This is a genomic window from Acinetobacter sp. WZC-1, assembly GCF_052544965.1.
Genome location: NZ_CP199370.1, coordinates 824,212 through 838,292 on the forward strand (window position 1 = coordinate 824,212; position 14,081 = coordinate 838,292).

Annotated in this window: 10 protein-coding genes, 6 tRNA genes and 1 pseudogene; 11 read left to right on the forward strand and 6 right to left on the reverse strand. The window is 47.1% G+C overall.

Going from position 1 to position 14,081, the window contains the following annotated elements; all coding sequences use genetic code 11:
- Positions 1–11: 11 nt before the first annotated feature.
- On the reverse strand, positions 12–863 hold the full coding sequence (locus ACT6PV_RS03895; RefSeq protein ID WP_445115170.1) for a DUF1853 family protein: 852 nt from the start codon (positions 861–863) through the stop codon (positions 12–14).
- Positions 864–964: 101 nt separating this feature from the next.
- Here ACT6PV_RS03895 and ACT6PV_RS03900 point away from each other — a divergent pair, with 101 nt between their 5' ends.
- The 9 genes from ACT6PV_RS03900 (at position 965) to ACT6PV_RS03940 (ending at position 3,558) form a co-directional block, all read left to right on the forward strand.
- The gene (locus tag ACT6PV_RS03900) at positions 965–1,354 is read left to right on the forward strand and encodes a YbaN family protein (RefSeq protein ID WP_445115171.1); all 390 of its coding nucleotides are present in this window, start codon (positions 965–967) and stop codon (positions 1,352–1,354) included.
- A 58-nt stretch (positions 1,355–1,412) separates the two neighbouring features.
- A complete protein-coding gene (elsL, locus tag ACT6PV_RS03905) occupies positions 1,413–1,910 on the forward strand; it encodes a cell wall-recycling L,D-carboxypeptidase ElsL (RefSeq protein WP_445115172.1) in 498 nt (165 codons plus the stop codon).
- Between the two features lie 246 nt (positions 1,911–2,156).
- Positions 2,157–2,232, forward strand: a tRNA-Val gene (locus ACT6PV_RS03910).
- 24 nt (positions 2,233–2,256) lie between these two features.
- A tRNA-Asp gene (locus ACT6PV_RS03915) sits at positions 2,257–2,333 on the forward strand.
- A 52-nt stretch (positions 2,334–2,385) separates the two neighbouring features.
- Positions 2,386–2,462, forward strand: a tRNA-Asp gene (locus tag ACT6PV_RS03920).
- A 128-nt stretch (positions 2,463–2,590) separates the two neighbouring features.
- Positions 2,591–2,666 (forward strand) — tRNA-Val (locus ACT6PV_RS03925).
- 52 nt (positions 2,667–2,718) lie between these two features.
- A tRNA-Asp gene (locus ACT6PV_RS03930) sits at positions 2,719–2,795 on the forward strand.
- 140 nt (positions 2,796–2,935) lie between these two features.
- Positions 2,936–3,011, forward strand: a tRNA-Val gene (locus tag ACT6PV_RS03935).
- Positions 3,012–3,081: 70 nt separating this feature from the next.
- Complete coding sequence (locus ACT6PV_RS03940; protein ID WP_445115173.1) at positions 3,082–3,558, forward strand: DUF2750 domain-containing protein; 477 nt, start codon at positions 3,082–3,084, stop codon at positions 3,556–3,558.
- 4 nt (positions 3,559–3,562) lie between these two features.
- Here the strand turns inward: ACT6PV_RS03940 and ACT6PV_RS03945 are convergent, their stop codons facing one another.
- From ACT6PV_RS03945 to yccS, 4 genes are all read right to left on the reverse strand, one after another.
- A complete protein-coding gene (locus tag ACT6PV_RS03945) occupies positions 3,563–4,348 on the reverse strand; it encodes a YdcF family protein (RefSeq protein WP_445115174.1) in 786 nt (261 codons plus the stop codon).
- Between the two features lie 145 nt (positions 4,349–4,493).
- A complete protein-coding gene (locus tag ACT6PV_RS03950; RefSeq protein ID WP_445115175.1) occupies positions 4,494–7,169 on the reverse strand; it encodes a PepSY domain-containing protein in 2,676 nt (891 codons plus the stop codon).
- Between the two features lie 199 nt (positions 7,170–7,368).
- Positions 7,369–7,929: a hypothetical protein gene (locus tag ACT6PV_RS03955; protein WP_445115176.1), complete on the reverse strand. Its 561-nt coding sequence runs from the start codon at positions 7,927–7,929 to the stop codon at positions 7,369–7,371.
- A gap of 137 nt (positions 7,930–8,066) precedes the next feature.
- Entirely contained in the window at positions 8,067–10,265 is a 2,199-nt protein-coding gene (gene yccS / locus ACT6PV_RS03960; protein WP_445115177.1) for a YccS family putative transporter, read from the reverse strand.
- Between the two features lie 114 nt (positions 10,266–10,379).
- Here yccS and ACT6PV_RS03965 point away from each other — a divergent pair, with 114 nt between their 5' ends.
- The gene (locus ACT6PV_RS03965; protein ID WP_445115178.1) at positions 10,380–11,597 is read left to right on the forward strand and encodes a multidrug effflux MFS transporter; all 1,218 of its coding nucleotides are present in this window, start codon (positions 10,380–10,382) and stop codon (positions 11,595–11,597) included.
- Between the two features lie 77 nt (positions 11,598–11,674).
- Here the strand turns inward: ACT6PV_RS03965 and ACT6PV_RS03970 are convergent.
- Positions 11,675–11,931: pseudogene (locus tag ACT6PV_RS03970) on the reverse strand (nitroreductase family protein); the annotation flags it as partial.
- A 379-nt stretch (positions 11,932–12,310) separates the two neighbouring features.
- On the opposite strand from ACT6PV_RS03970, the gene ACT6PV_RS03975 reads away from it, so the two are divergent.
- A complete protein-coding gene (locus tag ACT6PV_RS03975; protein ID WP_445115179.1) occupies positions 12,311–13,573 on the forward strand; it encodes a DcaP family trimeric outer membrane transporter in 1,263 nt (420 codons plus the stop codon).
- The last annotated feature ends 508 nt before the right edge of the window (positions 13,574–14,081 follow it).

Genomic DNA, 14,081 nt, shown 5'->3' on the forward strand with positions numbered 1-14,081 from the left:
TTACACTTTTATTACATTTTGTGTAAAATACAGGGTTGACGGAGCATATAGTAATGCTCATTTTTTTTGTTTTTATACAAGCCATTAGTCCACCAGTGAGCATCTGCTGAACTTTGCTCCTGTGCAACACAAATCCATTCCTGCCGCTGTAATCTGTAATAATCTGTGCCGGCAATCAGGTTACCCCATGTGCCTGTCCGGCGTGCCGGGTTGACCCAGTCGGGTACGGCATTTTCGGTCATCCGGGACTGTACTTGCGGTTCAGGAAAATAAAGCTGACCTTTTAAAACGGCAAAGCGTTGCTGGATGAGATGTGTCTGTACTCGTTCAAACTGAAACTGTTGATGACCGAAATGATGCAGTTTTCGATACAGGGTATCACTGCGATTTAAACCATACCAATGGGGCAGGCTGAAATCAGCTTCTGCCAGATAAAACTTTAAAGCGACTTCCCAGTGCTCGATCTGGTGACTGGCATGGTTGTACAGCAAAAAATCCAGCTCACCGAGGGTATTGCCGCCATGAATGATCTGGATGCTATGTCCCAGTAACTCATAGTCATGATACAGGCTGTCATTCAGCCAGAACCATAACAGATGTTCAAAGCGCAGCCCCAGTCGGGTGCTTTTCAGACCGGCCAGAAAATCAAGCAGCGGTTGTGGGTTCTGATCCAGTGCCTGCAGTCGGGCAGTGTAACGCAGATACTGCTGTTGCCAGAATGGATTGTCGTGCAGTGCAAATCCATATTTGACCTGCAACTCACCGGGAACGCTGCCAATGGTATTCGGACTGGCTACGGCAAAGGCCAGTTGCCTGACAATGAGATGCTGCCAGTTGAGCCAGGGTTCAAAAAAAACCGTCATGGAAATGCCTGTATTGTGTTGCGGTATAATGAAAACCGGAGAGCAGCGCATACCGATTAAAAACCTATATACTACCTGAATTCATTCAATTGAGTTGTGGCATGAAAATATTGTTCTGGCGCAGTCTGGTGATTATTTTTGTTACGCTGGGCTTTATTGGTGCGTTATTGCCTGGGATGCCAACAACGGTATTTTTAATTCTGGCAGCATGGGCGGCTTCAAAAGGCTGGCCGCAAATGGATGCCTGGCTATTGAATCATCCCCGATATGGCGCGGTGCTACGGGCATGGCGTGAAAATGGTACTGTGCCCAGGAAAGCAAAATGGCTGGCCAGTATCATGATGTTGATCAGTGCAGTGATCATGTTATTTACTCATGCCCCCTTACTGGTGAAAATATTTACCGATTGCAGCATGCTGATCGTCGCGATATGGTTATGGATGCGTCCGGAGCCAGTTGCCGTGCAGGTCACTGCTGAATCAGAGTCCTGAGTCGGACTTCTGGCTTTACCCGGGATAAAAACAGGACAAGAGATGGAAGGGCAATAAAATGTATAGCATTGATCAGGCGGATATAATCATTGATCTGGCGTCACAGACACTGGCCTTGCCGAAACGCAATAAATTCTATGTGATTTCCACGGCTAAAAATGGCATTGGTGAACAGGAAGGTTCGGAAAAAACCCCACGTGGCTGGCATCGGATTGCCCATAAAATTGGTGCAGATGCGCCTCTGAATGCAGTATTTAAGGCGAGACAGCAGACCGGAGAAATTTATAGTCAGCAACTGGCGGATCAGCATCCGGATCGTGACTGGATTCTGACCCGCATTCTATGGCTTGATGGCCTGGAGGAAGGGTTGAATCGTGGCAAGGGGCATGACACACTGGGGCGCTATATTTATATTCATGGAACGCCTGATACTGAGCCGATGGGTATTCCGGTATCACATGGCTGCATCCGCATGCATGGTCAGCAGCTGATGGAAGTATTTGATCTGGTGGATGACGGTGCGCTGGTGTATTTATCTGAAGATCGGGTGGACTGATCGCTGATACTGGCGGTGTGCAGGCGATGGACTGCAAAAATCCGCTCAATGGACGGGTGATCTTTCGGGGGATACAGCGGGTTAGACAGGGCTTAAATAGATAAATAATAAACAGAAAACAGTTGTTATGATTGAAATGATCTATTTTTTAATCACTCAGACCTGAAAAATTAAATTCGCAGAGAAAAGCGTTTGACAGTCAGTAAAGATTCTCTATAATGCACCTCACAAACGATAAAGTCGTTTGGGCGCTTAGCTCAGTTGGTAGAGCGTCTGCCTTACAAGCAGAATGTCGGCGGTTCGATCCCGTCAGCGCCCACCAGATTTTATACCGGAAATATGCAGTGCAGCGGTAGTTCAGTTGGTTAGAATACCGGCCTGTCACGCCGGGGGTCGCGGGTTCGAGCCCCGTCCGCTGCGCCATTTTATGCTGAGTTTTCGGAACTGTTTGTAACACAAGTGACAATGTGAAAACGCAGCGGTAGTTCAGTTGGTTAGAATACCGGCCTGTCACGCCGGGGGTCGCGGGTTCGAGCCCCGTCCGCTGCGCCATTTTACTGAAATAACAGGTTGTTGAAGTGCAAAACACCTGATTCTCCCGATGTATGGAGTTAATAAAAGAAAAATCGTGGATTTTTCCTTGCATTCGAACAAAGTACTGCTTTGTTCAGCCTCACTCAGGGCGCTTAGCTCAGTTGGTAGAGCGTCTGCCTTACAAGCAGAATGTCGGCGGTTCGATCCCGTCAGCGCCCACCATATTCAGATTTTGATGTTTAAGACCTCGCTTTACGTCCAGTAAAGCAATTACGCAGCGGTAGTTCAGTTGGTTAGAATACCGGCCTGTCACGCCGGGGGTCGCGGGTTCGAGCCCCGTCCGCTGCGCCATTTATCTTCATGCCTGAAATCAGAATGCCAACAAAGCCGCTAATGGTCATGCACAGCAGATTGCATTTGCGCTGTGTTGGAAATTCAGTTAAATTTTCCTGATAGATGAACAGGGCAATACTTTGTTTAACCCCCGCTCAGGGCGCTTAGCTCAGTTGGTAGAGCGTCTGCCTTACAAGCAGAATGTCGGCGGTTCGATCCCGTCAGCGCCCACCACTTCCCCGCATGCTATACCTTTTTTTAATGTTTATATAAAATGCACTGATCATCTTATATAGAAGACTTTATGAGAAATCCCTATCAACGCAAGGCGGTATCGTCCTCTTCGGTCCAGAAGGGCAGTACTGTAGCGCATGATCAATATATCCAGTTTATCAGGCAGATTGTTGCGCAGACGAAGCTTTATGCATTGTATAAGGATGGCGGCTGGGCTTTATGTGCCACACCGTCGGGGCAACAAACCGTGGCGGTCTGGCAGAGTCGCAGTCTGGCTCAGCTGTTGTTGAAAGGTCAGTGGGAAGGTTATGAGGTGCAGGAAGTTGCATTACTTGCATTTGTAGAGAAAATGATTCCCTTTATTCGAAAGCAGCATCTGAACCTGTCTTTAAATCTGACACCTGAAGGGCAGAATGTGCTGGTGTCAGGGGATAAACTGATCATTGATTTAAAAAAATATTTATATGAGTTATATGCCAGCCAGCCAGCTTTATTCCGGAATCAGCAATTGCCACTGCCCCGAAAAATCAGGTTGCATGATCTGTAAGTGTTCAGTATTCATTCAGCAGCCAGCCACTGATATAGGCAAAATACTCCCGCAACCAGGCATTATAACGGGTGGATAACGGTGTGGGAGCGCTGACAGTGACCAGCTTGTGATATCCCTGTTTCCGGGCAATTGCTGCTGCCCTGGGGATGTGGAAATCACTGGTCACAATAGCAATGACGGCCTGATCCCAGACGTGCCGATTCTGTAGTATTTGCCGGCTGTTTTTCAGATTTAAGTCGGTACTGGTGCTTTGATCTTCCTGTACAATCCGTGCTGCACTGATTCTGAAATGCTGTTGCAAATATTCAGCCATAATTGCGGCTTCTGTTTTTGTTTCCCGGTTATCCAGACCGCCACTGACGATGATTAAGGCACTGGGATGGCGCTGGGCAAGTTTTGCCGCGGTATTCAGCCGCTGGGCCAGCGTCGGAGAGGCCTGACCCTGTATAACACGATTGCCCAGTACGACTATTGCATCAATGTGCTGATCGGGCGTGGTTTGTCGGATGGATTGGCTTAAATAAGTGAAAAATCCCGCCAGACTGAGAATCCAGCAGATGAAAAGAATCCATCCCAGTTGCCATAGCTGTTTTAATCTCAGCTGCCGGGCGAGCAAAGGCTGAATGGCAGCATAAAAAAAGGCATGGATACATAGGCATAGTCCAATGACCAATGGCAGGATTGTTCCCAGGTGAATTTTTCCCTGCAGGATTAAAATCAGGCCGTCCAGCCACAGAATCAGACCTGCGAAAAAAACCAGGCTTCTTAAAATGATGGAGTGGTGCATCAGTTTGCATATCATGTCAGTTCAGCATCAAGTCTACCAGAGTTCTGCAGTGTTTTCATCGGAGTACTTTCATGGATAAAAAATAAAAACCGGGCACAGAGGCCCGGTTTGTTGTTTTGGTTCTGAGTCAGTCGATAGCCGGTGATCAGTAAACATCCCGACGATAGCGACCCTGCTGACGCAGTTCATCGACTTGTGCTTCACCCAGCAGGTCAACCAGTGCCTGATTCACATCACTGGCCATGCCCTGAATGCTGCCACAGACATAAATCACGGCGCCGTTGGCAATCCAGCGTTTAAATTCGTCTGCCTGCTCACGTAATTTATGGTGTACATAAACCTTTTCTGTCTGATCACGGGAGAAAGCCAGATCAAGCCGTTTCAGCATGGCGGTATTTTGCCAGTTCTGAATGATGTCGCGGTAGAAATAGTCACAGCGCTGCTGACGTTCTCCAAAAATCAGCCAGTTGTCGACATAATCGGCGCGGACACGGGCAGCAATCAGGCTCATCAGACCGGCAATGCCTGTCCCATTGCCAATGCAGATGATCGGGCGATTATCTGCAATCAGATGGAAGGATTCATTGGTGCGGATGCGCAATGAAATTTTGTCACGCAGCTGAACGTGCCGGGTTAACCAGCCGGAACCCAGTCCGATTTCGCCCTGAGTGTCCGTCTGCTGACGTACCACCAGTCGGAGCACTTGCTGAGATGGAATGCTGGCAATGGAATACTCACGTGCAGGCAGGACCGGTAATTGCTCAAGCAGTTGTTCCAGCCCGGTGAATGGCATCAGCTCCACGGTTAAGTCACGGTTCCATAAGACCTGCTGAATGCTTTGCTGCAATGAATCCACCGGTGTATCTGCGGCAATTTGCAGTTTTTCCAGGAAAGCCTGAATTCTGGCTGTGCTGTTACCGGGCTGGATTTCTGCAATATCACCGGCATGCCAACTGGCCTCATGTGCAGCCTGTAATTCGATATTATAGGCCGGCTCACCCAGGCTGCCTGGATTGAGCAGATCACGTCTGATCAGGGTCCATGAATCAAAAACTTTGTCAATGGACATGGCATGTAATTGCAGCCGGGTTGACTCTGCCAGTGCATTATTCCATTTTTGAATATCATGGTTGCTGGCATTGTCCACTTCAATGGTTGCAAACAGCTGCTGTGCGCCATTTTGCTGTAGCCAGGCATCAATGCGGTGTCCAAAACTGCAATAACTGTCCGGATACTCTTTTGAACCGAGTGCAAGTACGCCATAGCTCAGATGACTTAATTCCATCTGGCTGTGCAGGAATTTTTTCTCGAAGCTCAGTGCCAGATCCGGTGCTTCACCGGTGCCATAGGTACTTGCAATGAACAGGATGCGGCTATTCTGGCTCAGATCATCTGCAGTCAGTTGCTGTACGGATTTTACAGTCACAGGCTGATGTGCTTCCTGCAGGCTGGTTGCAGTGCGCCAGGCCAGTTGCTCAGAGACACCGGTCTGTGATGCATAACTGATCAGCCACGGGGTGGCATCTGGATCAATCTGAACAATGGACGTTGCATTACGGGCGGCTGAGGTCAGTTTTTTCTGTTTGCGTCGTTTCAGGTACAGCATCCACCCGGTTATAAAGAACAACGGCATGATCAGGGAGGCCAGCATGGCCAGGAACTGGTAGATCGGGCCAAAGAAACTGCCACGGTGCACCGCCAGCATACTGCCCATAATTTTTTCATTGAGCTTTTTGTCCTGGTATAGCTCCAGGTTTTCAATCTGCAAAGTCTGATAGTTGTAGCTTGCTTTATTGCGTGACCGTTCATGCTGCGGGATGGCATCCACAAAGAAAATATCCACTACTCCCGGTTTTTGAGGCGTAAGCAGGGTAATACTGGAATAGTCACGCCCAATCCGGTCATTAAAGCCGGTCCAGCTCTGGTTCAGGGCAAAATGGATCTGTGCCGGCTGCAATGCCATTTTTTCCCGGCCGATTCTACTGCCACGCTCAGGATTGGTTCCCCTGACCATTCCGGGCCGGTTTGCAGGACCAGCTGCCGGTGGAGACGATGGTCTGGCTGCACCTGGTGGAAGTGAACCAGGTGGAGGTGATCCAGGCGGAAGCAGGCCGGGTGGTGGCCTGCCGCCTGGTCCTGGAAAAGTCGACCGTTCAACCCCCAGTACTTTGAACATGCCACTGCGCCACCAGTCATAAGACCAGAAAAGCCCGGTACATGCGAGCAACAGATAGAATACAATGACCCATGTCCCGGCGACTGCATGCAAATCCCACAGAAAATTTCGTCCCTTTAATTGGGGTTTAATGGCAAGCCATTGTTTCAGCTTATGTTTCTTTGGCCAACGCAGATATAACCCACTCAGGACAAAGAAAATCAGCATGAGGGTGCAGGCGCCGGTAATCTGTTTGCCGATCGGGCCTGCGGTCAGCGTACGGTGTATTTGCAGCACGAAGCGGAAAAATGCCTGTCCCTTGATTTCAGGTAATACTGCGGCGTTATAGGGATTTACCATCATGTTATAGCCGCGGCGTTCACCTTCTTTCACAATATTAATGCTGGACGATTGTTCCGGGGCTGTGGCAATGGTGATGCTGTTGATCTTCATTTCAGGATGTTGCTGCTGGAAATGCTGATACAGTTCGGCGGGTGTCAGTTTTTCCCTGTTTTCGACTGTAACGATATAACTTTCAGTATTCATCCATTTCAGTATCTGCTCATCATAGGAATAAATTGCGCCGGTAACACCCATGATGGACAGGACAAGGCCGGCGGTAATTCCCAGAAACCAGTGGATCTGGAAAAAGAATTTCTTTAGCATGATTGTAAATGTATATAGGTTTTTGGATGTAAAAAAGTATACCTGAAGATCTGGCAGAGAATGTGAATTTTGAGGATAATATTTATTCTCATTATCATTTTTATTGCGTATTGTAGGTGATTTATAAAAAAACCTCCATTTATGATGATTTGATCATCAGTCCGGGAGGTTTTTTCTGTGTATCCTGATCGGTGCTTGATCAGAGCTTTTTAGGGGCACCGACAGCGTCATTCAGGTGTCTGCGCACCGTGTCAAAAGAAAAGTTTCTGCTGTCCATCCGTCTGGGTAAAATGTAGGCACCCTGCTGGCCTTTGACTGTAAAATTCACCAATAGGAAATCAGGTGTGTCATACCATTCATAAATATCTTTCCAGCCAATGGTTGCCATACCTTCCTGAATTCCCATTTGCTGGCGCATGGCAATACCATGTGGCTGTACGCCCAGTTTAATTCCCTTAATTTCCTGAGCAGGAAATTCATTCATTTTACGTTTGACATACCATTCCAGTCCAAATCTACGGATCAGTAAATAAATGGCGACACAGGCCAATGCAACCCAGAAAATAACAGTGGAGTAGTTTTTAATAAAAATAATACCCAGCAGTGACAGTGCAACAATGACCCCCATAATGATCCAGGCTTTTATACTGATCTTATTGGTGCTGCGCCAGATTAATAACTGGGCATAACGCTGTTCAGCTTCTGAAACCTCATAAGGAACAGGTTGTAAGGTATAGGCGTAAATTTGTTTTGCAGTCATAGTGTCAGTAATAAGCGATCAAACTTGCTAGAGTTTAGCATTAATCAGAATGGATAAGGCTCATAAATCGAAAAATATACAGCGATTTGTCCGGTAAAAAAGCAGCATGTCAGGTCCAGTTCCCTGAACCAGCTGAATCAGAGTGAAGCCAGTTCACTGGCCTGGTCATCACTCTCATAGCTCAGGCTCTGCTTCAGGGTATGCAGTTGCTTTAAGATACCGAACATCAGGGACAACTGTTGCAGGCTGATCAGAATCTCAGGTGGGCTGTCCTCTGCATGGTTCTGGCGTGCCCGGATTGCCTGCAACATCTTGTCAGCTGTCAGATCCGGCATTTCATCACGTAATAGGGCACCTTTGATGTCGTGCAGGGCCTGGTCCAGCAGCGACAGAATTTCAGTGTCCTGAATCTGTGTGCGGTGTGCGCCGAGTGCAGCAATATAACTCAGAAAAGTATGATTCAGGCACAGAAATTCGAATGCTTCGGTTTTGCGGATGGGATCAAAATCAGGTTCGGTGGCCAGGGTGGAAATCAGGGATGCAACTTCTGCATCGGTATTATGGGCAGTGCGGCGGACAATACGATAATTCAGTCCATTGTTGTGCCCATGGTGGTACTGGTTGACCACCTCACTCAGATAATTGCACTGGGCTTCCAGTGAGCGTCTGATGGTGCGGGGCAGTCGGCGGAATTTCCAGTCGGGAAAAATAAAACTGACACCGAACCAGGCAAGCGCACAGCCAATCAAAGTATCAATTAAACGGGGCAGTGCCGCGGCAAAACCCTGGCCATCAAGATTAAAGTTAATCAGGGCCAGAATGGTAATGAATGCAGTGGCCTGTGCATATTGTCGGCTGCGCAGTTCAAAGAACAGAACTGCACTGATGACCAGCAACAACAGCTGACCTTCGACGGATGGCACAAAATGGAGTACAGCATAGCCCAGCACAATACCGGCCAGGGTACCGAGAATTCGCAGTCGCAGTCGTCTTTTGGTGGCATTGAAATTCGGCTGGCTGACAAACAGTGCAGTCAGTAAAATCCAGTAACCATATTCAATATTGGCAATTTGTATAAAGACATAGCCAATAAACAGGACGATTGAAACCCGGATGGCATGTCTGAATAAAATTGACTCCGGTGTCAGATTCTGTTTAATCCGGATTTTAATATCACTCCAGCCTTTCAGGTCGTCATCACGCAGTTGATGTTCAACCTGCCTGGCTTTATCGTGGTTGATATTACGTATGGTTTCAATATTTCGCAGCTGGGCATCAATGGATTTTAAATTCTGATAGAGCGCATACAGGGCATTGACCCAGATCTGGTCATAATGCTGTTCACTGCGTAATTTTTTCAGTGATTTGCTGAGATTGTTGAAAATATAGTCAAAACGATTGTTATGCTGGTAGCTGCTGTGGTCGAGGATGCTGTTTTTCAGTTCCTTACAGGCTTTGCCCTGTAAAAACAGAACTCGTTGAAAACGAAACAGGACGTCACTGTGTTCGAACATGCCGGCCAGTTTCTGATAGTCAATATGAGCGGAATCCGCCCGTTCGTGGATGTCCTGTGCAACAAAATAATATTGCAGGCTGCGCCGGGTGTCCTTCTGGCCACGGTCTCCCTTCAGGCGGGTGAGCAGTGCTGTTTTCATGGTGTTGAACAGGTTGACCAGTTTGCCATTTTCCATGGACAGATCAATCATGCTTTGCTGATAGCTTTCGGCAGTCATATCCACATCAAACAGGCTGGATTTTGAAAACAGAAAATCCCCCAGTGACGAATAGCATTGTGCCAGGTTGTCCTGAACATGGCGGGCAGGAAACAACAGGTAACTGATGGTTGAAAGCAGACCATACCACGCAGCACCGGCAACCAGCAGGGCCGGTTGCATATACCAGGCGTCAAACAGATGTGTGCCCAGCATGGCATATACAGCGATAACCAGGCAACCATAGGAAATGGTGGCATAGCGGCGCCCCAGTGAGCCGAGTAAAATCCAGCCGACACAGGAAATCAGTAATCCGAAGGCAAATATAACCGGGTAGGGCGACAGCAGTTGCACCGAAGCTGCGGTAATAAAGAAGCCGATATAGGTATAGACCAGATTCATGAGTCTGACCGAAAAGCGGTCATCGATATCACTTAAACCGGCAGTGAGCACCCCCAGTGCCAGTGGAATGGTCATCAGCTGATCGCCCATGAAATAAGGAACGACGGCTGCACCTGAAAATGCAATCAGCATACGCAGGTTATACATGAGTGTCGTGTTGTAGGTCGCTTTGCGCAGCCGGGTCAGCCAGGCGTTCAAATCTGAATCCTTATTCTGTGCCATCTGAAATATCATATTGCCCTGAAAATGTGAATCTTCACTTTTCCGGATATACAATCATACTATGCAGTGTGTAAACTTGTCTGTATCCATAAATTAAATCTGAAATCAACTTTTATGTCTGAAAAAAATGCCGGGAAAAGATACTCCACACAATGGATTGCATTATTGGCCCTGTTGACTGCACTGGCCCCATTATCCATTGATATGTATTTGCCGGCATTGCCACAGATGGCACAGGATTTCAGTGTCAGCACGCAGCAGATTGCCAATACCCTGCCGGCTTACTTTACTGGACTCGCCATTGGGCAGCTGATTTATGGTCCGCTCAGTGACCGGATCGGACGGAAAAAACCCTTGTACTTTGGTATGGTACTGTATGTGATTGCTGGCTTGTTGTGCATGCTGGCACCGGATCAGTGGGCGCTGATCGCTGCCCGGGTGTTGCAGGCACTCGGTGGTTGTGTCGGCGTGGTGGTGGCACGGGCTGCCATTCGTGACCGGCTGGATGTACAGGGTTCTGCCCAGGCCTTTGCCAGTATGATGATTGTCATGGGGGTTGCACCTATTCTGGCGCCGACCATTGGTGCCCTGATTCTGCATTTTTTCAGCTGGCAGGCGATTTTTGCTGTGTTGATGATGGTGGGGCTGACTTGTCTGGTTTGTGTACATTTTTTCTTTGAAGAAACTCTTGAGCCGGAACGCCGGCTGAAGCTGAATGTTCAGCAGGTGGTGAAGCTGTATATCACTATTTTCAGAGACAGCAGTTTCAGACTACCCATGCTGGCAGGCTGTCTGACCGGGGCTGCGCTGTTTTGTTATATCAGTTCTGCTGCTGCGGTATTGATGGATCACTATCATCTGAGTCAGCAGCACTTTGCCTGGGCGTTTGGTTTGAATGCCATGGGGATTATTTTACTGTCTGCCTTGAATAAACAGCTGGCAAGTCAATTCAATGTCATACAACGGCTTAAAATTGGCGGATGCATCCAGCTGATGGGTGCATTGATGATTGTTGTTGCAGCCCTGCTGGGTTATGCGCCGCTGTGGATTGTCATGAGTGGTTTATTTCTTGCTGTTGCCGGGATAGGTTTTACCGGACCCAATTCGGCGGCACTGGCGATGGCTGAACAGGGAGAGCGGGCAGGAACGGCCAGTGCAGTCATGGGCAGTATGCAGTTTGTCTGCGGCCTGGTGGGGGGCGTGGCACTAAACTTTCTGATCTGGGGCCCGCTGCTGAATATGGGGCTGCTGATGCTGTTTTTTACTGTGACTGGCTTGCTGATGATCTGGATGCTATCAGCACGGGATGATCATGCACACGGTATTGCCTGACCTGATTCAGAGTATAGCCTGAACCAGGCTATTAAAAAGAGACCGGATTCCGGTCTTTTTATAGGTGCGGTATGGAGTTAATCCAGGAAAACTGCAAAATTTTCAGCCGATTCTGGGCGTGACCAATGTGTTTACAAGATGCTCAGGGTCGGTATAACCGAGTGTAACCGTACAGATCAGCTCTTCATCATTCAGGGCCTGCAGTGCATCGGCAATAATGAAGTGAAAATGATTTCAGGCAAGCCGGAGAGCAGGTGTCCAGACCACGTGCCTTTGCTGTAATCATGACGTTCTGTACCATCATGGAAATGTCCATTTTTGAATCGGTTGCCATCATTTATAATAGTGTAGTCTATCCTGAACAGGCGTTTTTCTATGTGTCTGTAAATACAGGACTATATCATAATTACAGAAAAAATAATCTAAATAAAGAATTGAATTATTGTTTTCGCTCGGTAAAACTGATTGTAATAAGGTGACTGATACGCTAAATTACATCAGCGTAATATCTATTACAAAATATTACTTTTAACCTTTGCTTGGTTTCACACTTTTCATAATTTAACAACAAGGCATGTCTGTGCATTGTTTTTTTTAATGCAGTAAGTGAATTACTGCCTGATCAAAACAAAATTGATTTTTTGGCAAGAAATGGGGTTAAAAAGTCAGCGTGCGCGGATGCATTACATTAAATATAAGACCAGGAGCATTTCATGAGTCTATTCCTTCGCCATAAATCCTTTATCCAGCAGGGTGTAGCAGTTGCTGTCACTGCGTTAATGATGTCTTCAGCAAACGCAGCAACAGACAAAGAGGAAATCCAGAAACTTCGTGAAGAAGTACAGGCTTTAAAATCATTAATCCAGCAACAACAACAGGTCCAGCAACAGCAGCAGGTTCAGATTGAGGAAGTAAAAACCAAACCGGTCCAGCTGGCAGCAGCGCCTGCACCGACACCGGCCTCTTCTCCGGTGACATCCTTTATTTCCAAAGCAGGCTCCAGTGTCAATCTGTATGGTTATGTCCGTGCAGATGCGGAATATCAGTTTAAGGGCGGTGATGGTGTTTTTAACAACATTAATAAAGTGGATCTAAACGGTAATGACAGAAATAAAGACCGTTTGTATGGGACTGCCAAGGGGACCCGTCTTGGCCTGGACTTTAAGGCACCGGTGCAGGATGCGGATGTTGGCGGTAAAATTGAAATTGATTTCAACAATGCCAACGATAGCATTCGTATTCGTCATGCCTACCTGACCTATAACGACTGGTTATTTGGTCAGACCACATCTACATTCCTATCCACTGATACGCAGGCAGAAATGATGGACTTCGGTTCACCATTGGGAATTGGTACAAAACGTACACCAATGGCCCGCTATAGCAATAAGATTGATGCCAGCACCAAGTACTTTGTCAGCCTGGAAAAAGGGCGTGATGGCAATCGTTTACCGGCAGCTGCGGGGAAACTGGTTCATACACTTGATGATGGTGCCGGTGTGCTGAGTGCCCGTGCGCTGCTTCAGGAAGTCCGTGCCCGTGATGCAGATGATGCCAAGGAATTTGGCTGGGGTGTGGGTCTGGGGGCCAAATACAACATTCTTGAGCAGCTGTCTCTGAGTGCGGATTATTCACACGTCAAAGGCGATGACTTTTATCTGTTGTATACAGAAAATCCATATGAGAGAACCTCTGCGGATGATATTGACCTGAATGAATACGATGCCTTCCTGATCGGTGCGACTTATAAATTTACCCCTAAAGTCCGCAGTACCCTGGCTTATAGTGCAGTGTTCTATGATAAGTCAGTCGATACTCAGAATGACAATCTGCAACAGGCCTGGTTAAACGTGATGTTTAACCCGGTTAAGCCGATTACCTTCGGTGTGGAATATGTGTATGGTGAGCGTGAACAGGCGAACCGTCAAAAAGGTCGTGACAGCCGTTTAGGCGTGATGGCGCAGTATGATTTCTAATCCGTTCTGAAGCTGAACGAACGATTTAAAAACCGGGGTCAGATATGACCCCGGTTTTTATTTTAAGTTCCCGATATTATGTATCTATTTTTTTAAGAAATATTTCCGGGAAAACTATAAATGCGGTTGATATATGAAAAATGTAAAAAAATAAAGACTTTTTTTGAAAAAAATGCATAATAGCCACTCTTTTTTATGTATGGTTTCTGTGTTTTGCGGATTGCAATCGCTGTAGCTTCAAAAAATTACAGTCTATGTTCTGCATGAGTCCGGTACTTTGCCAGAAATAATTTTCTGTGTTTAAGTCGTTTTCAGTCGCACATTCATAAATACGTTTAGTTTTGTTTTTACCGTTTTATTTTTTTCAGTTCTGAAAAAAGGTTGAACATTTTCTTCATTTCTTTTTGTCGTACAGCTTTAAATATTGGGCGTAGCCGAACATATAAATTGATCTGATATGATCGGTATAAGACTGTAGTACAAAAAGTATTCACCATAATTGAATGGA